Source organism: Microbacterium sp. MEJ108Y, from assembly GCF_000834175.1.
In the GTDB taxonomy this organism is placed as follows: Bacteria; Actinomycetota; Actinomycetes; order Actinomycetales; family Microbacteriaceae; genus Microbacterium; species Microbacterium forte.
On the sequence record NZ_JXQX01000003.1, the window covers coordinates 21,799 to 41,212 of the forward strand.

Here is a 19,414-nt window from a genome sequence, read left to right on the forward strand (position 1 = left end):
ATCCACGACCGAGGGGGCAACGAGATGTGGAACAGCCAGCCGATAGCGGCGACCGGAGGCACGATCGTGCCGCCGGTGCTCTACCTTCCGGTGATCGATCTTCCCGAAGACCAGGGAAGGCAGTTTGCCGTCCGCCCGCTGACCGACGGACGGACCGGGCTTCTCGCCTACACGGCGCTCGATCGCCTCGCGGCGTGCTGCGGCGAGGCGCAGCCGTGGGTCATGCTGCAGACTCCCGAACTCGGCCGCGTGAAACAGGTCCAGGCGTTCGACATCGTGGCATTCGATCTCCCCGTTCCGGCATCCCTGCGCACGGGAGGGCGACTCGCGTGACGGACATCTATGTGGATCGGGACGGCATGGAGATCCGCCTTCGAGAGGTGATCGCCCGCATCGACGAGTCCGACGCCACGCTCTCGGATCTTCCCTCCGCGCCCGACGCGGGTATCGCCACGTCGATCATCGCTCTGATCGCGTCGGCTGGAGCCGAGGCGGCCGGCGTCGCGAACGACGCCACGAGGGGGCTGTCGGCCATCACGAACGACGTCCTCGACGACATGACGGTGAAGAACGAAGAGATAGCCGACCACATCCGCGACATCGAAGAGGAGCTGGACGGGCGATGAGCATCAGTCTCCGCATCCCCGGCGATCCGACAGCCGTCCGGGCGCTCGGTGATTGGATGTCCCGCATGAGCTCCTCGCTCGTCGAGGTCGACCTCGAGCTCGCCTACGTCGCGGGCCAGAGCGAGAACTACCTGCGAGGAGAGGCGGGCAGCGCGTTCCAGCGCACCGCCACCGCCGTGCGGAACCGCTGCAGTCCCGCCATGAAGTACCTGGGTGATGCCTCACCCGTGATCCACGCCTATGCGAATCGGCTCGACCGTGGCCGCGAGGACTTCGACTCCTACCTGACTCAGGCGGCCGACCGCGGGCTCACCGTCCACGGCAAGGTCGTGATGGAGCCGACAACCGATCTCTCCGCGTGCCCGGCGCCTGACGCCGACCCTCAGCTGACCGCCGAATGGGATGCCTTCATCTCGAAGGTGACCACGTACAACGACCTCGCCACGCGCGTCGGTACGTGGTGGGGTGAGCTCGAGACGTGGTGCTCGGAGAACTTCGCCCCGCTGATCGCGTGCCTCGGGGATCTGTCGCCGCTCGACGGACTCCTCGGCGAACTCAGCGCCACGGATCCGAACAAGACAGTCGTCGACGCCGCGCTCGAAACCGCCGACGCTCGCACCGAGCGCGACCTGGCGGAGTGGCGGACCCTGGCTCAGCAGATGCAGACCGACGCCGACACGTTCACGGACCAGCTCCGATCCGGCAATCCCGCTACGCATGCAGCGGCCGAGGCCGCCAATCCGCGAGCCATCCGCGAGGGCATGGAAGAGCTGCTCGACCACGTCGAACAGGTGAGTCGGATCGGCAAGATCATCCCCATCGTCGGACCGGCCATCGAGATCGTCACGATCGGCGCCGCGATCGCAGAGGGCGAATCGGGCTCGTCCCAGATCGCCGGAGCGCTCGGAGGAGCGGCAGGCGGTGCGGCGGCCGGCGGCGCCATAGCCGCAGCAGGAGGACCTCTCGGATGGGTCATCGGCGGCGCGGTCGTCGCCACGGTCACTGTCGGGTCCGCAGCGACGTGGGCCTGGGAGGCGTGGGTGCCGGTCGATGCCCGCGAGTCGATCGACGAGTGGCTCGAGGACGGCACGCGCTTCTGGCAGCCGCCTCAGCTGGCAGGCTGAACGGATGCTGATGAAGACGATCGCCCGATCACCTCGCATCGTCGACGGTTCCCGGTCCGTACATCCGAAGGGGCACTTCCCCGTTGCAGCACTGATGCTCGTCGGCGTACTCCCGCTTCTGCCCCTGCTGCTCGCCATAGTCGACGGGCGGTCGGGATTCCGACTCGTCATGCTGTCACTCGCCGTCTACGCCGGCACGCTGGCCGTCGCGCTCGTCGTCCGCGCGAGGTCGCTGCGGGAACGCCTCGTCCGGATCTCGACAGTCGGTCCCCTGCGTTTCACGCCGTCCGGCGGCGCGCGCGCGGTGCTCTGGCTCGTCCCGACCGTCGGCGTGCTCCCCGCCGTGGTGAATCTCCTCGTCCAGACACTCGAGCTTCCGACGATGGGCGGACGGCTTCTCGAGTGGGGTCCGTACGTGCTCGGACTCGTCTCGCTCGTCGGACTCGGACGGGAGCTCCTGTCCCTCCGCACGCCGCTCGGTCTCGTCCTCGACCGTCGCGGATTGCACGGTGTGCGCGGAGCCTCGTCGTTCGACGTCCCTTGGGAGGAGATCGGCGCCGTCGACCTCGTCGGACCGCATGGCCCGAAGCTGACGGTCTCGATCGCCGGTCGCACGCCCGCGATCATCGACGCCTATCATCTGGGGTCGGACCCGGCGGCGGTCGCAGCCGTGATCACGCTCTTCCGCGACGCCCCCGACCGTCGCCAGGCGCTGACGGACGGCATCACGGCGATGCGGGCGGTCGAGCAGAGCCTCGCACCCGGCTCAGCGACAACCTAGTGAAGATAGGTAACTATGTAGTACCATCACGATCATGGAACCGCTCTTCGTCGACCGCCTGCTGCTGATCGCAGACCTCTTCCAGAGGGACATGGCCCGTGCCTTCGACGGCACCGGCCTCACGACAGCCCGCGTGCACCTGCTCTGGGTACTCCAGCACGCGGGGCCGTCGACGCAGCAGGCGCTGGCGCAGCTCTGCGAGGTCACCCCTCGCAACATCACCGGGCTCGTCGATGCGCTCGAGAAGTCGGGGCATGTCCGCCGCACCCCGCACCCGACCGATCGACGCGCGGTTCTGGTCGAGCTGACCGACACCGCCACCGAGACGATGGCGCGGATGCAGGACGAGCACGCGCAGCTCAACGAGACTCTGCTGTCGGCGATCGCCCCTGCCGACCGCGCGGCCGTCGAGCGCGGCCTCTCGGCCGTGGCCGCACACCTCGAGCACCTCGTGACCACCGCCGCCATGCCCGCTCCCGAGAGCGCGGGCGCCGCCTCCCCTCGCGGAGACACCGCATGACCGAGCAACTGCAGACGACCGCTCCGAGCCCGACCCCGATCGCGCGCATCCTCGACTTCCTCCATCGCGCATGGATCGCCGAGCTGCGGGTGTACTCGAGCATTGCCCGCGCGATCGCCCGCCGCCCCGCAGTCCCGAAGGGCGGCACGGGAATCGGCTACCACCGCCCCGTGCTCACGGTGCTGTTCATCTTCATCGGCCTCTCCGCTGTCGAGATCCCGATCCTCGACCTCATCGTGCACCAGTGGCCAGCCGTGCGGATCACGCTGCTGGTGCTCGGCATCTGGGGCGTCACGTGGATGGTCGGCCTGCTGTGCGCGATGCTCATGCGGCCGCATTCGGTGGGGCCCGACGGAGTGCGGGTGCGCAGCGGACTCGAGCTCGATGTGCCGATCGGCTGGGCCGACATCGCGTCGGTCGCTATCAGCCGCCGGGTCGACGAACCCAAGCAGCCGCGCATCACGGGCTCGGAGTACGCCGAGCGGATGCAGGACGAGACCAACATCGAGATCGAGCTCGAACGCCCGGTCGCGATCCGGCTCCCTGGTCTCGCACCGAAGGGCGGAGTGCACCACGTCGACCGCATCCGGTTGTGGGCCGATGAACCTCGCAGCTTCATCGACGCGGCCCGGCCGTTCTTGACGGCGACCTGATCAGTCGAGACCGCGCTCCGCGAGCCACTGCTTCGCGACGAGCACCGGAGCCCGCACGAGCCACGCGTCCGCGATGATCTCGGCCAGCCGGTCGCGCTCGACCGCGTCGAGCTGCACCAGCAGGCCGGGGTATCCGTCGAAGTGCGGAATCGAGAACAGACCTTCGGGCTCTGCCGCCAGCAGCATCGCCTTCTCCTCGAGGCTCGCGACTCGCACGCCCAGCACCGGGCCGTCGGGCCAGACGAGCCCGAGATCTGCGAGCTGGCGCAGATCGACCTTGCTGGCGCCGCGCACCCAGGCGATCTGACCGCTCGGCAGCCGCCAGGAGGGCTCGCCCGTGTGACCACCGACGCGCTCGGTCACGCCGGGCAGCGCGAGCGCGATCTCTCGAACGTCATCGACTGTCGCCATCCGCCCATCGTCCTCCCATGAGGCAGCCCGCCACAATGGCGACCGCGGATGACGCAGGTCTCAGCGCACGATGCGCAGCGTCCGCACCTCGAACGGCCGCAGACGCAGCTCGCCGCCCACGCGCCCGTCGTCCAGCGCGTCCTCGATCAGAGAGACCTCGCGGATCTCCTGATGCTCGAAGTCGGCAGCGAGCGACCCGACCGCACGGCGCCCGAGCGCCTCGTAGAGTCGCACGATCACGTCGCCCGAGCCGTCGTCGGCGAGCTTCACACCCGAGACCACGATGCCCTCACCCTCGACGCTCACGAGCGGCGCGACCTCGTGCGCGCCGCGCACCAGGGTCGGCAGCGAGTTGAGGCGGATGCCCTCGGCGGTCGCGATCGCGGCGTCCGCACCGACCACGAACCCGATCTCGATCTGGTGGTGGCCGTGATCGGTGTCGGGGTCGGGGAACCGCGGCGCGCGCAGCAGCGAGAGCCGCACCGTGGTCGTGACGGCCTCATCCGACACCTCGCGCGAGGTGTCGTAGCCGTAGATCGAGTCGTTCACGAGCGCGACGCCGAAGTCCTGCTCGCGCACCAGCACGAAGCGGTGCATCGAGGTCTCGAACTTCGCCGCCTCCCAGCTGGTGTTGGTGTGCGTCACGCGCGCCTGGTAGCCGAACTGCGTCTCGGCCTCGGTGTGCGTGGCCTGGACGTCGAGCGGGAACGCCAGCTTGAGCAGCTTCTCGGTCTCGTGCCAGTCGATGTCGTTGCGGAGCAGCACGGTGCGCTGACCGGGCGCGAGGGTGATGGTCTGCTCGACCGTCGACTGCGAGAACGACCGGGTCACGACGACGGAGGCCGTGCCGTCGACGACAGATGCCGAGATCGAGTCGACCGCGGTGAGGTCGTCGACGCTGTTGCGATAGTACTTGTCGATGTCCCAGGCGTCCCACATGTTCGGGAAGTCCTGGTGCAGCTGGAACAGGTTCGCCGCGCGCCCCTCGGCCACCGCCTCGCGACCCGAGGTCTTGTCGACCGCCGAGACGATGAGCCCCTCGGAGGAGATCAGCACGGAGACGAGCTCGTTCTCGAGGCGCCACCCGCCGTCTTCGCCGGAGAGCATGACGGATGCCGGGGCAGGCGCCTCGACGAAGCCCGCCCCGAGCGCGCGTCCACCGCCACCGACCGACGTCGGGACGAACCGCAGCTCGCGATCCCCCTCGCCCGCGAGCGAACGCCGAGCGGCATCGGAGATGTCCCGGGCATCCGACAGCACGTTCGTGAGGACCTCGACGGCCTCGCGGTGCACCCACGCGATCGACGTGCCCGGCAGGATGTCGTGGAACTCGTGCAGCAGCACGGTCTCCCACAGCCGATCGAACTCGGCCTGCGGGTATGCGGCGCCGGTGCGCACGGCATCCGTCGCCGCCCACAGCTCGGCCTCGACCAGCGCGTGCTCGGCCCAGCGGTGCAGCGCCTTCGTGGCGTGCTGGCTGGTGAGGGTTCCGCGGTGCAGCTCGAGGTAGAGCTCGCCGACCCAGACGGCCGGGTTCGGCAGCTCGGCGCGGGCGGCGTCGAAGAAGGTGTCCGGGTGCTCCCAGACGACCCGCGCGCTGCCCTCGAGGTTCTCGAGGCGCTTCGCCTTGCCGGTCATCTCACGCGTGGTGCCTCCACCGCCGTCGCCCCAGCCCACCGGGGCGATCGACCGCGATGTCACGCGGTTCTCCTTGAACTGACGCGAGGCCTTGGCGACCTCCATGCCGCTGAGCTGGGAGTTGTAGGTGTCCATCGAGGGGAAGTGCGTGAACACCTGCGATCCGTCGATGCCCTCCCAGAGGAAGGAGTGGTGCGGGAAGACGTTCTGCTGGTTCCAGGAGATCTTCTGCGTGAAGAACCACTCGAACCCGGCACGGCGCATGAGCTGCGGCAGAGCCGGCGAGTAGCCGAAGCTGTCGGGAAGCCAGACGCCCTTCGAACGGATGCCGAACTCCCGCTCGAAGAAGCGCTGCCCATAGGAGAACTGGCGCACGAGCGATTCACCCGTCGGCATCACGGTGTCGGATTCGACCCACATTCCGCCGAGCGGCAGGAAGCGCCCCTCGGCGACGGCGGCCTTGACCCTGGCGTACACCTCGGGCCGGTGCTCCTTGAGCCACGCGTACTGCTGCGCGCTCGACATGCCGTAGAGGAAGTCCGGCTGCTCGTCGATGAGCGTCGTCATCGACGAGGTGGTGCGGGCCACCTTGCGGATCGTCTCGCGCACCGGCCATAGCCAGGCGGAGTCGATGTGCGCGTGGCCGATCGCCGAGATGCGGTGCGCGCTGGCCTCGGCGGGCGCTGCGAGCACGTCTGCCAGGCGAGCGCGGGCGTCGGGTGCGGTCTGCACGATGCGCTGCAGATCGAGCACATCGAGGGCGTCGTCCATGGCCTGCAGGATCTGCATGCGTCTCGGCGACGTCGCCGGCAGCTCGGCCTGCAGCTCGAACAGCACCTCGAGGTCGAGGGACAGCTCGAAGACCTCCTGCTCGAAGACGGCGAGGTCGATGCGGCGGGTGCGATAGAGCGGCTCTCGGGACGACGTCCGGATGTCGCCCTCCTGCGTCGGCAGGAAGGGGTGGTAGTCGAGCAGCACCGGGTTGGCGGCCGCCTCGAGATACAGCTCGACGGGCTCGTCGCCGTGAGCGTCCTCGGTGATGGGCAGCCACTGGTTGCGCGGGTTGATGCTCTTGACCGGACTGCCGTCGGGCCGGTAGACGAGCGCCTCGCACTGGAAGCCGGGCATGTTGATGTCGAATCCGAGGTCGATGACGGCCTCGACCCGGCGGCCGGCCCATTCGGCGGGCACGCGACCGGTGATCTTGAACCAGGTCGTCGACCAGGCGGGGCCCCACATGCTCGGCACGGAGGCCGGGGCGAAGTCGAGAGCGAGCCCGTCCGCGGGGCTGATCGGCTCACCCGGGAGCTGGTTCACCTCGATCGTGAGGGGCACGGATGCGGAGTGGACGGCCGGGCGGATGCGCTCGTCGAGCACCCGCTTGACGCGGCCGACGGTGAGCGAGGTGTCGTCATGCATGGTGTGATTCTCCGGGCTCGACGGTGAGAGGGGACCTGACTCGCGCCCGGGAGTCGGGCGGTTGCCGACAATGCTATCGGATTTACTAAAGCGATCTAGTAAACTCGCCCGGAATCACGCTCGACAGCTTCCGAGCGGCTAAACCGATCAAGTAGTGTGAGGCGCATGACCTCGGGCAAACGCGTCACCATCGCGGACATCGCGCGCATGGCCGGAGTCTCGCCCGGAGCCGTGTCGTTCGCGCTCAACGGACGCCCCGGCGTGAGCGACGAGACCCGTCAGCGCATCCTCGCGATCGTCGAGGAGAACCACTGGCAGCCCAGCTCCGCGGCGCGCGCCCTGGTCGGCGCCCGCGCCAACACGGTCGGCTTCGCACTCGCGCGTCCCGCCCGTTCGCTCGGATCCGAGGCGTTCTTCACCGACCTCATCGCCGGCATCGAGTCGCGGCTCTCCGAGAGCAAGGTCAGTCTGCAGCTGCGCCTGGTCACCGACATCGCCGAGGAGATGGAGGTGCATCGGCAGTGGCGGTCGTCGAACCAGGTCGACGGCATCATCCTCATCGACCCTCGCGACGACGACCCCCGCAGTGACCGGATCGCGGCGCTCGACGCCCGCGCGGTGATGATCGGCTCGAAGCCCTCCCCCGAGGGAGCAGTGCCGAGCGTCTGGATCGCCGACGACGAGGTGGCCGAGACGCTCTTCTCCTACCTCGCTGCCCTGGGGCACACGCGCATCGCCTACGTCGCCGGCCCCGCCGAGCTCGAGCACACCCGTCTGCGCGCTGAGGTGCTGCACGCCATGGCATCCGACGGCATCGCGGGCGAGGTGATCACGACCGACTTCTCCCCCGCCAGGGCCTCCGCCGTCACACGCTCCCAGCTCTCGGGCCGCCTGCGCCCGACGGCGATCGTCTACGACAACGACGTGATGGCGGTGGCCGGCCTCAGGGTCGCCCAGGAGATGGGCCGCGCCGTTCCGCGCGACGTCTCGATCGCATCCTTCGACGACTCGGTGATCGCCGGTCTGATCAACCCGTCGATCACCGCGATGACCCGTGACACGTTCGAGCTCGGCGAGCAGGCCGCGACACTGCTGCTGCAGCAGATCGTCGCCGGCCTCAACCTGCCCAGCGCTCAGGGCCCGACGCCGACCCTCACCGCCCGCGAGAGCACGGCTCCGCCGGCGGCAGCATCCTGACGACGACTCTCCGGCGTCTCGCGACGTCGTCGTCAGCCGTCGACGACGGTGTTGACGGAGCCGTAGGGGTCGACCTCGCTCGTCGAGAGATCAGGACGGATGAGACGACGGATGCCGCGCGTGGCGAGCGCCGCGTCGTCGAGAGCCGTCTGCGACGTCACGAAGGCAGGGTCGAGGCCGGCGTCGCAGGCATCCACCCAGGCCTGGAAGACCGCACCGCCCGGGCTGAGAGCCGCGCGACTCACGGGCACCTCGCGCTCGTCGACGTCGACCACGATCGCCGTCTCGCGGGCGGGCACCGCGCGGCGCTCGCGCAGTTCGGGGATCAGCTCGGCGAACCGGCGGCCGAGGGGCTTGGCCGCACCGCTCTGATCGATCAGGCCGAGCGAGTACTCGAGCTCGGGGAAGTCGCCGAGCTCACGGCTCACATCGTGCGAGCACCACCAGGTCACGCCCCAGAGATTCTCCGTTCGCACCGCCGACCGCAGCGTCGCCTCGAGGAAGCCGGGCATCTCGCTCTCGTCGAGGCAGTTCGACGGGGCGCCCACCTCCTGCAGCCAGACCGGTCGCTCGCGATCGGTGGCGAAGGCGCGGGACAGCTCGATGAGGTACTCGGCGTGGCGGTCGGCGGCGACCGACCTGCCGCCGTAGCGCTGAGCCGTGCCGTTGAAGATCCAGGAGTGGATCGTGGTCATCTCGCCCAGGCGCGACGCATGCGCGGGGGTGAAGCCGTGCCCGTCCATGTACCAGACCGCGTCGTACTCGCTGTGGACGTGCGAGAGGCCGGGTGCCGCTCCTTCGGCGGCAGCGAGCAGCGACTCGATCCAGTGCCCAGCTTCGTCGGTCGTGACCGGCCAGGGCGACGGATGCGTGTGCGCCGAGAACTGGTTCGTCTCGTTGCCGAGGGTCAGCCCGAGGAAGTTCGGGACGTCGCGCAGCGCGCCGGCGAGCGTCTGCACGAGGTCGACCTGCCCGCTGAGCGCTGTCGGGTCGGTGAACATGTTGCGGTCGTGCCAGGTGTAGAGCCAGGAGGGCACGAAGTCGAAGCTCGACAGGTGCCCCTGGATCACGTCGACGCTCGCATCGAGCTCGAACTCGGCAGCGATGTCGACCATGGCGCGGACATCGTCGATCGCCTTCGTGCGGATGAGCGTGCGGTTCGGCTGCAGCACCGTCCACAGGGGGAAGACCCTCACGTGGTCGAGTCCGAGCTCTGCGAGGGCCGCGAAGTCGCGCCGCACGTCATCGGGGGTGAAGTCGAGCCAGGAGTGCATCCAGTCCTTCGACGGCGTGTAGTTCGCCCCGAATCTCAGGCGAGCATCGAGAGCGCGGCGCTGCGTCATGTGTCCGGACCTTTCCGACAGAGCCCTCCGGCGAGGACATTTCGCACCACTATAACGCTTGAGCACGAGGCCGCCACCCGGAATTCCGCTATCTGCATGCACGCGGAGCGTCGAGACCTTGACAGAGACCGCGACGGATGGTTTCATCTGCTAAAGCGTTGTAGTCCGCCGGACGGACACCGCCAATCGCCCGCCTCGAGGAAGAAGCACGATGAAAGTTCCCGCACGCATTGTCGCTCTGGCAACATTCACGATCGGCGCCATGGCGCTCGCCGGCTGCACCGGAGGCGGCGCCACATCGGGTGCCGCCGGTCCGATCGACACCTCCGGTGAGCTGAGCGGAACCATCCAGTTCCAGACCTGGTCGCTGAAGAACGAGAAGTTCACCCCCTACTTCGAAGACCTGATCGACGCGTTCGAGAAGGAGCACCCGGATGTCACGGTCGAGTGGCTCGACCAGCCGGGCGACGGCTACCAGGAGAAGATCCTGAGCCAGGCGAACGCCGACACCCTCCCCGACGTGCTGAACCTGCCGCCGGACATCGCGTACCCCCTCGTCGCCGCCGGCAAGCTCGTCGACCTCGAGACGGCGGACCCCGACCTGAAGTCCGGGTACAACGCCGGCGCATGGGATGCGTACAGCCAGTACCCCGGCGTCGAAGGCACCTACGGTCTGCCCTGGTACCTCTCGAGCGACGCCTCGTGGTGGAACCTCGCGCAGCTCGCCCCCTACGGCGTCACGGAGGAGAACCTCCCCACGACGGTCGACGAGCTGCTCACCCTCGCGAAGGACGTGGCCACCGAGTCCGGCGGCAAGGTGCAGCTGCTGTCGTCGATCCCCGCTCTCGACACCTTCACCTCCGCCGGCATGGAGGTCATCAACGACGAGGGCGAGTTCGACTTCAACACCGAGGAGGCCGCAGCGATCATCGAGAAGTACGCCGACGCGTATGCGGCCGGGGCGATGCCCGCCGAGGCTCTGACCGGCGACTACGGCGGAAACGCCGAGGCCTACATCCAGGAGAAGGTCGCCTTCACCACCGGCGGCACCGGCTTCACGACCGACCTCGCCAAGGACGCCCCCGCGCTGCTGGAGAACACCGTCGCCACGCAGCGTCTCGGCATCCCTCCGCTCTATGTGCAGGGACTGAACGTCTCCGCCGACTCCGACAACAAGGAGGCTGCACTCGCGTTCGCCGAGTTCGCGACGAACGAGGAGAACCAGGTCGCCTTCTCGTCCCTCGCCGTGGGCACGGCGCCCGGCACGTCGTCGGGTGGTGACGCCGTGGTCGAGAACATCTCGTCGTCGATCACCGACGAGAAGCAGCTGTCGGCGATCGACACCGTGTTCACCGCGATGGAGGATGCCAAGGCCATCCCGTTCCAGTGGACATCCGACATGGCTACGTACATGACTCAGCAGATCGCGCTCGCCGTCAACGGCGAAGCCGACGCGCAGGAGCAGCTCGACAAGATCGTCGAGTACGCCAACGCGAACCGCGTGGACCAGTAAGCCATGAGCACGGACACCAGCATCCGGAGCCGGAGGAAGAGCATCACGTCCCACCGGTGGTTCACCCCGTGGCTGCTCCTCGGCCCCGCCGTCATCTGGGTGCTGGTGTTCGCGCTCTGGCCGTTCCTCAACACCGTCTTCCTGAGCTTCACCGACGCCCGCCCCCTGCGAACCCCCGAGTTCGTCGGCGGGGCGAACTACGAGCGGATGTTCGGCGACGAGATGTTCTGGAACGCCCTCACCACCTGCATCATCTACGTGGTCGTCTGCGTGCCGCTGCTCACGATCCTCCCGCTGCTTCTCGCTCTGCTCGTGCAGAAGAAGCTGCCGGGTATCGCGTTCTTCCGCACCACCTTCTACTTCCCCGTCATCGCCTCGGTGGTCGTGGTCGCGCTCATCTGGACCTGGCTGTTCGACAGTCGCGGCATCATCAACCAGACGCTCGAGTTCCTCGGCCTGGTCGACAAGCCGATGGCGTTCCTCGTCGACCGCTGGCTGCTGCTCGGCTGCGCGATCCTGCTGACGGTGTGGAAGGGCCTCGGCTACTACATGGTCGTCTACCTCGCCGCCCTCGGCAACGTCGGCAAGGAGCTGCATGAAGCGGCGATGCTCGACGGAGCAGGGTCGTTCCGCCGTTTCCTCTCGGTGACGATCCCCTCGGTGCGCGGTGCCATGCTCCTGATCGCGGTGCTCATAGCGGTCTCGGCGATGAGGGTGTTCGCCGAGCTCGACGTGCTCTCGAAGAGCACCGGCGGGCCGGGCGGCTACGACATGTCGCTGGTCATGCTCATCCGTCAGGTCGGCTCCGGTCTCAACGGCAACATCGGCTATGCCTCGGCGATCAGCGTCGCCCTGTTCCTCCTCACCCTGATCCCGCTCGCCGCGATCGCCATCATGAATCGCGAGAAGAAGGCGAAGGTCCCCGCATGAGCACGCTCACCCCGCCGCGCGTCGACGACGACCGGCGTCCCGACGATCAGACCGCCGCGACCACACGCGAACGCATCTTCCGCCGCCGCGGCTCAGGCGACTTCAGCAAGCCGACGCTCGGCGGGCTGATCGGCCGCTACGCTCTGCTGCTGTTCGTACTGGTGATCGTCATCGGCCCGTTCCTGTGGCAGCTCTCGACCTCGTTCAAGGGCCCGCAGGAGAACATCTACTCCTTCCCGCCGAACCTCATCCCCCGCGAGCCGACGCTGCAGAACTACGCCACCGTCGCCGAGATCGTCCCGGTCTATCTCTACGCCTGGCACTCCCTGCTCGTCTCGGTCGGCACAGTGCTCAGCAACGTGATCCTCGCCACGTTCGCGGGCTACGCCCTCGGCTGCATGCGCTTCCGCGGCAAGTGGATCGTCATGGCCATCCTGCTGTCGACCCTGCTCTTCCCCGGCGAGGTCACCGTGACGAGCAACTTCCTCACGATCCGCGCGCTCGGCCTCGCCGACACCCTGTGGGGCGTGTTCCTGCCCGGCGCGATCAGCGCCATGAACGTGCTGCTCGTCGCCACCGCGTGCCGGATGATTCCCCAGGACGTGCTGGATGCCGCGACCGTCGACGGCGCCACGACCTGGCAGCGCATCCGCCATATCGTGTGGCCCAACATCCGGGGCATGGTCTCGGTCGTCGCCGTCTTCGCCTTCATCGGCGCGTGGGACGACTACCTCTGGCCCCTCATCGTGCTCTCCGACCCGTCGAAGTACACGCTGACCGTCGGCATGGCCTATCTGAACAGCAGCTTCTCCGTCGATCCGCGTCTGATCGCGGCGGGCACCATGATCGCGCTCGTGCCGATCGTGATCATGTTCTCGTTCACGCAGCGGTTCTTCTTCAAGGGCGTGCAGGAGGGCGCGGTCAAGGGGTGAGCACCGTGCACCTCATGCCCGCCGACGGGCCGGTCGATCCACCGTCATCTCGTCCTCGGGCGGGCGTGATCCCCGGGCAGGTCTTCGCCTTCTCGTTCGACCCCGCGGCGGGTGAGCAGCGGATCGACGTGCCTGGACTCGCAGACATCCCCGTCACGTCCGACACCGTGCTGCACTGGGCGTTCTACTCCGACGGCGCCGACGCGACCCTCGCCCCGCATGCGGCGCTCGCGGTGACCGTGGATGCGCGGCGTGCCGACGGCGCGAGGCTGAGTGACATCGCCGCCGTGCGCGACCGCTACGACTTCCCGCTCACCGCCGATGCGCAGTTCGGGGCCCGCTGGAGTCTGCCGGAGCAGTGGAACGCCGACACGGTGTCTCTCGCCCCGCTGTGTTCGGGTTCTGTGCCGCACACCTCGGTCACCGTCGAACTCGTCCTGGGCACAGGATCCCTGGCGACCGACGCGGATCTCCCCTCGAGCGTCAGCGGCTTCGTGCAGTGCGTCGTCGAGGAGATGCCGCAGCAGCCCGCGGCGGCGGACCTTCCTCCCGTCGAACGCGTGGACACCCGTCGAGGCACGCACTCCGGACCGCGCTTCTCGCGCGGCAACACGATCCCCGCGGTCGCCGTTCCGCACGGCTTCACGTTCGTCACTCCGGCGACCGATGCCTCGGACACCCGTTGGCCGTACCGCCCCAGCATCCACGACGACCCGCCGGGGCGACGCCTCGAAGCGCTGCAGTTCTCCCATCAGCCCAGTCCATGGATCGGCGACCGCTCGGTGCTCCAGCTCATGCCGTTCGACGGACGCCCGATGTCTGACCGTGGGGAGCGTCGACGCTGGATCACCCCCGGGTCCGAGCGCGCCCGCCCGCACGAGTACGCGGTCGACCTCGGCGGACTGCGCGCAGAGATGACCGCGACCTCGCACGCCGCCGCCTTCCGGGTGCGCGGCGCCGAGGCCGACGCCATCGTCGGGTTCGTGATCGATCAGCCGACCGACGAGGGACGCCTGACCTGGACGGAGGACGGCGGCTTCGAAGGGTGGACGCCCGAGGGCACCGAGGACTGGGGCAACGCTCCGCGCTGCTACTTCGCGGGCGTGGTGCTGCGCAGCGAGGGTGACGACGCGTCGGGCCCGCGCGGCGCGCTCGACGACGCCGAGCGGGTGCACGTCGCCGGCTATGTCGGCGGGCGCGGTTCGCTCGAGGTGCGCGTGGCGGTGTCGTTCGTGTCTATCGAGCAGGCCAGACGCAGCCTCGACCTCGAAGCGCCGGCCGAGGTGACCTACGACGAGGTGCGGGCGGCATCCGCAGCATCCTGGAACCGCGTGCTGGGTCGCGTGACCATCCCGCCCCTCCCCGAGGCGGAGGCTCCGTATCGCCGACTGGCGCACGACGAGCATGTGAGCCGGATCGCCGCGGCCCTGCACCGGATGCATCTGTATCCGAACACCGCCGCCGAGAACGCGGGAACCGCCGATGCCCCCATCCCTCGATTCGCCGACGTCTTCGCGGCGCGAGAGCCGTTCGGCGAACGCACCACCAGCGCCCCGATCGTCGACGGCGAGCTGGTGGTGAACAACGGCTACTGGGACACCTACCGCACCGAATGGCCGGCACTCGCGCTGCTCGACCCTGCCGTGACGGGCAGGCTGCTCGACGGACAGCTCGAGCAGTATCGCCGTGGAGGCTGGATGGCCCGGTGGAGCGCCCCGGGATACGTCGACAGCATGGTGGGAACGTCGAGCGACCAGATCTTCGCCGACGCCGCCCGGTGGGGAGTGGAGTTCGACCGTGCGGAGGCGTTCGAGAGCGGCTGGCGCAACGCCTGCGAGCCGGGGCCCGATGCGCTGCGCGGTCGCAAGGGCATCGCCCGCGGGCGCTTCACCGGATTCATCTCGTCCGACGTGCCGGAGGGCATGAGCTGGACCATCGAGAACGCCGTGAGCGATGCCGCACTCGGCCGGTTCGCCGCGCAGCTCGCCGCCGATGCGGAGTCCGCACAGGATGCCGCGCGCTACCGCTCTTTCGCCCGGTACTTCGCGAACCGGGCGCTGTCGTACCGCACCCTGTTCGATGCGGACTCCGGCTTCCTCCGCGGCAAGGACTCCGCGGGCGGCTTCGCGCCGGCCTTCGACCCGCGGACCTGGGGCGGCGACAATGTCGAGACGAACGCCTGGGGCATGTCGGTCGGCGCCGTGCACGACGGAGTCGGACTCGCGACGCTGCATGGCGGCCGCGACGCCTTCGGCCAGCATCTCGACGACCTCTTCGCGGAGCCCGAGACAGCCGACGAGCGCTTCGGCGGAGCATACGGCGCGGTCATCCACGAGCAGCGCGAGGCGCGGGCGCTGCGCTCCGGCATGTGCGCGATCTCGAATCAGCCCGCCCACCACATCCCCTTCATGTACGCGTTCAGTGACCGGCCATGGCGCACCGCGGGGATCGTGAACGAGCTCGCCGCCCGCCTCTTCGCGGGCGCCCACATCGGTCAGGGCTTCCCCGGCGACGAGGACAACGGCGAGATGAGCGCGTGGTGGCTGTGGGCGGCTCTCGGGCTCTACCCGCTCGAGCTCGCGTCGGGAGTGCTGCGGATCGGGTATCCCCTCTTCGACGACATCCGCGTCGATCGCGCCGACGGCTCCTCGCTGCGCATCCGCTCTCACCGCAGCGAGCCGGCCGCCCACGTGCTGCAGAGCGCGCGACTGGACGGGGTCGATCTCGATCGCGCCGAGCTCCCCATCGCCGCGCTGGCCGGTGACGCCGACCTCGAACTGGTCTTCGTCACCGATCCTTCGGATGCCCTCGAGACGGGCGAGCACGCACCGGCAGCCCACTCGACCTGGTGTCGCGATCTGACGGCCGAGCGAGCCGATGCGATCGCAGCGGCATCCGTCGTCGATGCCCGGCGCCTCTTCGACGACGGCGCGCATGGCGGTTCGAGCGGCGTCGCCCTGGCCGCCGGCGAATGGGCGGGATGCCGCTTCGCCGAGCCCCGCGCCGTGAGCGACCTCACCGTGACGATGGTCGCTGCAGCCCCATCGTCGCGCCTGCAGTGGGAGGTCATCGATGAGGACGGGAACTGGACCGCGGCACCGACCACGCACGACGCGGAGCTGGCCGCAGACCGCACCACCCCGTTCGAGCTGGCGGCACCGGTCGTGACCCCGGCGATCCGCGTGCGGGCGGAGGCCGGGGTCACGATCCGTCAGATCGAGGTCTTCGACCTCGGGTGATCGCTTCGATCTCAGGTGATCACTTCGATCTCAGGTGATCGCTTCGATCTCAGGTGATCACTTCGACAGGATGAACGACACCTCGGTGGTGTTCCCGGCGACGTCGACGACCTGTAGCGTGTTCGCGCCAGTGACCGCTCCGAAGGCACCCGACTTCACGAAGTTCAGGTCGCTCCACTCGTTGTCTGTGAGATCCTTCTCGACGCCGTTGACGTAGAGCCTGTCGATCTTGCCCTCGTCGTACAGCGTGAAGCTGACCCGCTGATAGCCGGCCGCCGCATCGCCCTTCGTGAACCGCGCGCCCTCCTTGACCGTGACGGTCGGGGGCGTCGTGTCGCGGGGCGCCGCCCGATACTCGGTCGCCTCGCCCTTCAGCGCCTCGGTGATGCCCGAGAGATACGCCGACTGGTCGGTCGCGGTGAGGTTGTAGGCGACATAGACGCCGTAGCCGTCGGCGACAGTGCGGGTCGCGAAGTCCGCGGCGGTGGCTGCGCTCGTGTTCGCCAGGTCGATGGCCGCAGCCCCGAGCAGACCGCGGTCCTCGAGGCCGGGAACGACGGGCGCATCGTAGGTCGGGTAGTAGGGGTTCCAGGCGTAGTCGAGCACGCTCGCTGCATCGAACAGCGTGAAGTCGGTCGTCGTATAGGTCGGGCCGATCGCGTACAGGCTGATGATCTTGTCGGGGCCGAGGCGGTCGCGCAGCGCGGTGGCCAGCCATCCGAACGACTCCGCATTGGGCTGCGGCGTGCCATTGGCGCCGTAGTTCGTCCACTCGTCGTCGAAGTCGATGCCGTCGAGCCCATAGGTCGTCACGGCGTCGGCGAGCTGAGCGGCGAACGCATCGGCCTGCGCGAACGAGGTGAAGTTCGCGAAGCCGGCACCCTGGTGGTTGCCGAGCACCGAGAGCAGCACCTTGGTGCCCTTCGCCTGCACAGGACGGATCTGCGTCTCGGCATCATCGAGCGTCTCGGTGACCCGCTCGTTGAAGTGCAGGTATGCCTTCTCACCGTCGTAGTTGATGTTCGCAGCGAAGATCATCGCCATGTCGATGGCTGCATCGCCGGACTCGGCGAGCGTGTAGTCGGCGACGTTGGCTAAATCGTTCGAGTTCACCTCGACATAGACGGCGAGCTTCGGGTCGGCCGGCTCAGCGCTCTCGGCGGCAGCCCCCAGCGAACCGGTGAGAATGCCTGCAGCAGCGGTCGCGAGCACCCCCAGCCCGGCGATGCTCTTTCGCAATCGGTGATTCCTGACGTTCTGACTCATGACGGATCGTCTCCTTCGGCGTCGTTGTCGAATCCGGCCGCACCGTCGCGACCTGCGGCCGACTATAGCGCTTAAGTACGCCACGCGGAAGAAGTCCGGCCCGACAGCCAGGAGGGGGCGGATGCCGCAGCATCCGCCCCCTCCCCCGGCCGCCCTCCGGAGCTCACCCTCACCCAGCGGTCAGATCGTCACGTCTCCGACCAGGTTGACCTTGATGCCCATGCCCGCGAACATCGCAGCCTTGGCGACCAGCGCCTTGTCGGCCGTCTCGGCATCCGGCGCATAGACGAGCTGAGCGTGGTTGGCCTTGTGCCGCGCCATGAACTGATCGCGCGAGATGCCGTGCAGCACCACGTGCGCGATCGGCCACTCGGGGTTCGTCGCATCCTTGCGGCGCTGGGTCTCCTCCGCCGGGAGCTCGACGACGGAGGCGCGGAAGATGTCGGCCTGCAGGATGCCGTCGGCGATGAACACGCGCGACAGCACGATCTCGCCGGGCTTCGAGACGCCGTTGATCGTCGCGCCGCCCGCCGGGAAGAACACGTGGCCCTGACGCCATCCTTCGGCGTTCTGCCAGCCGCCGAGGTGCGACGCGGGCACCGACCCCGAGATCTCGTAGACCCAGACGAACTGGCCGTCGTGATCTTCGCCCCAGCGCACGTCGTGCAGGGTGTTGTCGGGCACGAGTCCCATCGCGCGCCACACCCGATCGGTGACCAGCGCGTCGACCGCGACGCCCTCGTCGGCCTCGTTGAAGTGCGGGAACGCACGGCCCTCGTGCAGCACGCGCGAGCCGTCACGGGAGGTGACGGGCGGGCGCTCGGTCGAGTTCAGGATCCCCTCGGCCAGATCCGATGCCGGGACCAGGTCCTTCAGGCCCTGCTGATACTGGATGCCGACCGCGTCGAGGCCGAAGTCGTCGGCGATGCGGAGCGCGGCGATGTACATCTTCAGCTGCCACTGCACCTGCTCGCGGGTCAGCTCGGTCTCGGCGTCCTCGCCGTACCGGAACGTCATGCCCGCGTCGATCAGCCAGTCGTAGGCGGCATCCGCCTCGTCGTCGCCCACCTCGAGCATCTCGGCATACAGAGCCGACTGCGAGAGGCGCTCTTTGTAGATGCCGGTCTTGTTGAGCAGCTCGTCGTCGAAGATCGCGTTGTACATGCCCATGCAGCCCTCGTCGAAGACGCCGATGATGGCCTTCTCGGCGCGAAGCTCGGCGGCCAGCGCCTCGCCCAGCAGCTTCTCGGGGCTGTCGGGAAGTTCGGGCAGCGGGCGCACGTGCGACGCGTCGTGCGTGATCGAGCCGGTCTCGGTCCACTCCTCGATCCCGGCCCGGAACCAGTCGTCGGTGAAGTCGACCGACCAGATCGTGGCGTAGGGCTTGTCCATCTTGGTGAGGCCGGCGTTCAGGCCGAGGAGCCCGACGAGGCCGGGCCAGTCACCCGCGAAGTTCGCGACGGTGAGGATCGGACCCTCATGCGTGCGCAGACCTGCGAGCACGTGGTGCGAGTACTGCCACACCGCCTCGGCGACGATCAGCGGGGCATCCGTCGGAATGTTCTTGAAGACCTCGAGACCCATGCGCTGGCTCGAGATGAAGCCGTGGCCGGCCGCAGGGTCGACGTCGTTGGCGCGGATGACAGTCCACCCCAGGTCGTTGAAGACGCCGGTCACGCCTGCTTCGAGCTCGACCTGCACGGGCCAGCCGCCGGTGTTGGCGGCTTCGCGCAGGTCGCCCGAGGCGATCAGGTACGCGGTCTTCGGCGCGGACGCCGGTCGGGATGCCGGTGCCGGCAGGGTGTAGGTCATGACTCGCGTC

At 68.6% G+C, this 19,414-nt stretch carries 16 protein-coding genes; 11 read left to right on the forward strand and 5 right to left on the reverse strand.

The annotated features are described in order from the left end of the window. Positions 1-24: 24 nt before the first annotated feature. The 6 genes from RU09_RS01510 to RU09_RS01535 are packed head-to-tail and all read left to right on the forward strand — an operon-like array spanning position 25 to position 3,704. Positions 25-333 (forward strand): SAV_915 family protein, encoded by a 309-nt coding sequence (locus tag RU09_RS01510; RefSeq protein WP_042536810.1) that lies wholly within the window; start codon positions 25-27, stop codon positions 331-333. Further along, the gene (locus tag RU09_RS01515; RefSeq protein ID WP_042536811.1) at positions 330-626 is read left to right on the forward strand and encodes a hypothetical protein; all 297 of its coding nucleotides are present in this window, start codon (positions 330-332) and stop codon (positions 624-626) included. Before RU09_RS01510 ends, RU09_RS01515 begins: the two co-directional genes overlap by 4 nt. Then, complete coding sequence (locus tag RU09_RS01520; protein WP_042536812.1) at positions 623-1,750, forward strand: hypothetical protein; 1,128 nt, start codon at positions 623-625, stop codon at positions 1,748-1,750. Before RU09_RS01515 ends, RU09_RS01520 begins: the two co-directional genes overlap by 4 nt. Before the next feature lie 4 nt (positions 1,751-1,754). Then, on the forward strand, positions 1,755-2,531 hold the full coding sequence (locus RU09_RS01525) for a hypothetical protein (RefSeq protein WP_042536813.1): 777 nt from the start codon (positions 1,755-1,757) through the stop codon (positions 2,529-2,531). Positions 2,532-2,565: 34 nt separating this feature from the next. Further along, positions 2,566-3,051 (forward strand): MarR family winged helix-turn-helix transcriptional regulator, encoded by a 486-nt coding sequence (locus tag RU09_RS17975; protein WP_082040993.1) that lies wholly within the window; start codon positions 2,566-2,568, stop codon positions 3,049-3,051. After that, on the forward strand, positions 3,048-3,704 hold the full coding sequence (locus RU09_RS01535) for a hypothetical protein (protein WP_042536814.1): 657 nt from the start codon (positions 3,048-3,050) through the stop codon (positions 3,702-3,704). Before RU09_RS17975 ends, RU09_RS01535 begins: the two co-directional genes overlap by 4 nt. On the opposite strand, the gene RU09_RS01540 is transcribed toward RU09_RS01535, so the two are convergent. Together RU09_RS01540 and RU09_RS01545 are read right to left on the reverse strand one after the other, a co-directional pair. Beyond that, positions 3,705-4,115, reverse strand: coding sequence for an MmcQ/YjbR family DNA-binding protein (locus tag RU09_RS01540; RefSeq protein ID WP_042536815.1), 411 nt, complete (start codon positions 4,113-4,115; stop codon positions 3,705-3,707). Positions 4,116-4,175: 60 nt separating this feature from the next. Continuing rightward, positions 4,176-7,172, reverse strand: coding sequence for an alpha-mannosidase (locus tag RU09_RS01545; RefSeq protein WP_042536816.1), 2,997 nt, complete (start codon positions 7,170-7,172; stop codon positions 4,176-4,178). Positions 7,173-7,337: 165 nt separating this feature from the next. Here RU09_RS01545 and RU09_RS01550 point away from each other — a divergent pair, with 165 nt between their 5' ends. Then, positions 7,338-8,369 (forward strand): LacI family DNA-binding transcriptional regulator, encoded by a 1,032-nt coding sequence (locus tag RU09_RS01550; protein ID WP_042536817.1) that lies wholly within the window; start codon positions 7,338-7,340, stop codon positions 8,367-8,369. A gap of 32 nt (positions 8,370-8,401) precedes the next feature. Here RU09_RS01550 and RU09_RS01555 read toward each other — a convergent pair whose 3' ends face one another. Further along, positions 8,402-9,712 (reverse strand): glycoside hydrolase 5 family protein, encoded by a 1,311-nt coding sequence (locus RU09_RS01555; protein ID WP_042536818.1) that lies wholly within the window; start codon positions 9,710-9,712, stop codon positions 8,402-8,404. A 211-nt stretch (positions 9,713-9,923) separates the two neighbouring features. On the opposite strand from RU09_RS01555, the gene RU09_RS01560 reads away from it, so the two are divergent. The 4 genes from RU09_RS01560 to RU09_RS01575 are packed head-to-tail and all read left to right on the forward strand — an operon-like array spanning position 9,924 to position 16,326. Next, positions 9,924-11,225, forward strand: a complete 1,302-nt coding sequence (locus RU09_RS01560) for an ABC transporter substrate-binding protein (RefSeq protein ID WP_042536819.1) — start codon at positions 9,924-9,926, stop codon at positions 11,223-11,225. Between the two features lie 3 nt (positions 11,226-11,228). Further along, positions 11,229-12,155 carry a carbohydrate ABC transporter permease gene (locus tag RU09_RS01565; RefSeq protein ID WP_197065931.1) on the forward strand — a complete coding sequence of 309 codons (927 nt, stop codon included), beginning with the start codon at positions 11,229-11,231 and terminating at the stop codon, positions 12,153-12,155. Next, positions 12,152-13,087, forward strand: coding sequence for a carbohydrate ABC transporter permease (locus RU09_RS01570; RefSeq protein ID WP_042536820.1), 936 nt, complete (start codon positions 12,152-12,154; stop codon positions 13,085-13,087). Before RU09_RS01565 ends, RU09_RS01570 begins: the two co-directional genes overlap by 4 nt. Continuing rightward, entirely contained in the window at positions 13,084-16,326 is a 3,243-nt protein-coding gene (locus RU09_RS01575) for a GH92 family glycosyl hydrolase (RefSeq protein ID WP_231567443.1), read from the forward strand. Before RU09_RS01570 ends, RU09_RS01575 begins: the two co-directional genes overlap by 4 nt. Before the next feature lie 57 nt (positions 16,327-16,383). Here the strand turns inward: RU09_RS01575 and RU09_RS18830 are convergent, their stop codons facing one another. Then, the gene (locus RU09_RS18830) at positions 16,384-17,592 is read right to left on the reverse strand and encodes an endo-beta-N-acetylglucosaminidase H (RefSeq protein ID WP_231567444.1); all 1,209 of its coding nucleotides are present in this window, start codon (positions 17,590-17,592) and stop codon (positions 16,384-16,386) included. A 180-nt stretch (positions 17,593-17,772) separates the two neighbouring features. Further along, positions 17,773-19,404, reverse strand: a complete 1,632-nt coding sequence (locus RU09_RS01585) for a fucose isomerase (protein WP_042536821.1) — start codon at positions 19,402-19,404, stop codon at positions 17,773-17,775. Positions 19,405-19,414 lie beyond the last annotated feature (10 nt).

What these genes read in the sequence shown, in the direction of transcription:
- RU09_RS01510 (WP_042536810.1), top strand. Translation starts at nt 25, where the DNA reads ATGTGGAACAGCCAGCCGATAGCGGCGACCGGAGGCACGATCGTGCCG.
- RU09_RS01520 (WP_042536812.1), top strand. Translation starts at nt 623, where the DNA reads ATGAGCATCAGTCTCCGCATCCCCGGCGATCCGACAGCCGTCCGGGCG.
- RU09_RS01525 (WP_042536813.1), top strand. Translation starts at nt 1,755, where the DNA reads ATGCTGATGAAGACGATCGCCCGATCACCTCGCATCGTCGACGGTTCC.
- RU09_RS17975 (WP_082040993.1), top strand. Translation starts at nt 2,566, where the DNA reads ATGGAACCGCTCTTCGTCGACCGCCTGCTGCTGATCGCAGACCTCTTC.
- RU09_RS01535 (WP_042536814.1), top strand. Translation starts at nt 3,048, where the DNA reads ATGACCGAGCAACTGCAGACGACCGCTCCGAGCCCGACCCCGATCGCG.
- RU09_RS01540 (WP_042536815.1), bottom strand. Translation starts at nt 4,115, where the DNA reads ATGGCGACAGTCGATGACGTTCGAGAGATCGCGCTCGCGCTGCCCGGC.
- RU09_RS01545 (WP_042536816.1), bottom strand. Translation starts at nt 7,172, where the DNA reads ATGCATGACGACACCTCGCTCACCGTCGGCCGCGTCAAGCGGGTGCTC.
- RU09_RS01550 (WP_042536817.1), top strand. Translation starts at nt 7,338, where the DNA reads ATGACCTCGGGCAAACGCGTCACCATCGCGGACATCGCGCGCATGGCC.
- RU09_RS01555 (WP_042536818.1), bottom strand. Translation starts at nt 9,712, where the DNA reads ATGACGCAGCGCCGCGCTCTCGATGCTCGCCTGAGATTCGGGGCGAAC.
- RU09_RS01560 (WP_042536819.1), top strand. Translation starts at nt 9,924, where the DNA reads ATGAAAGTTCCCGCACGCATTGTCGCTCTGGCAACATTCACGATCGGC.
- RU09_RS01565 (WP_197065931.1), top strand. Translation starts at nt 11,229, where the DNA reads ATGAGCACGGACACCAGCATCCGGAGCCGGAGGAAGAGCATCACGTCC.
- RU09_RS01570 (WP_042536820.1), top strand. Translation starts at nt 12,152, where the DNA reads ATGAGCACGCTCACCCCGCCGCGCGTCGACGACGACCGGCGTCCCGAC.
- RU09_RS18830 (WP_231567444.1), bottom strand. Translation starts at nt 17,592, where the DNA reads ATGAGTCAGAACGTCAGGAATCACCGATTGCGAAAGAGCATCGCCGGG.
- RU09_RS01585 (WP_042536821.1), bottom strand. Translation starts at nt 19,404, where the DNA reads ATGACCTACACCCTGCCGGCACCGGCATCCCGACCGGCGTCCGCGCCG.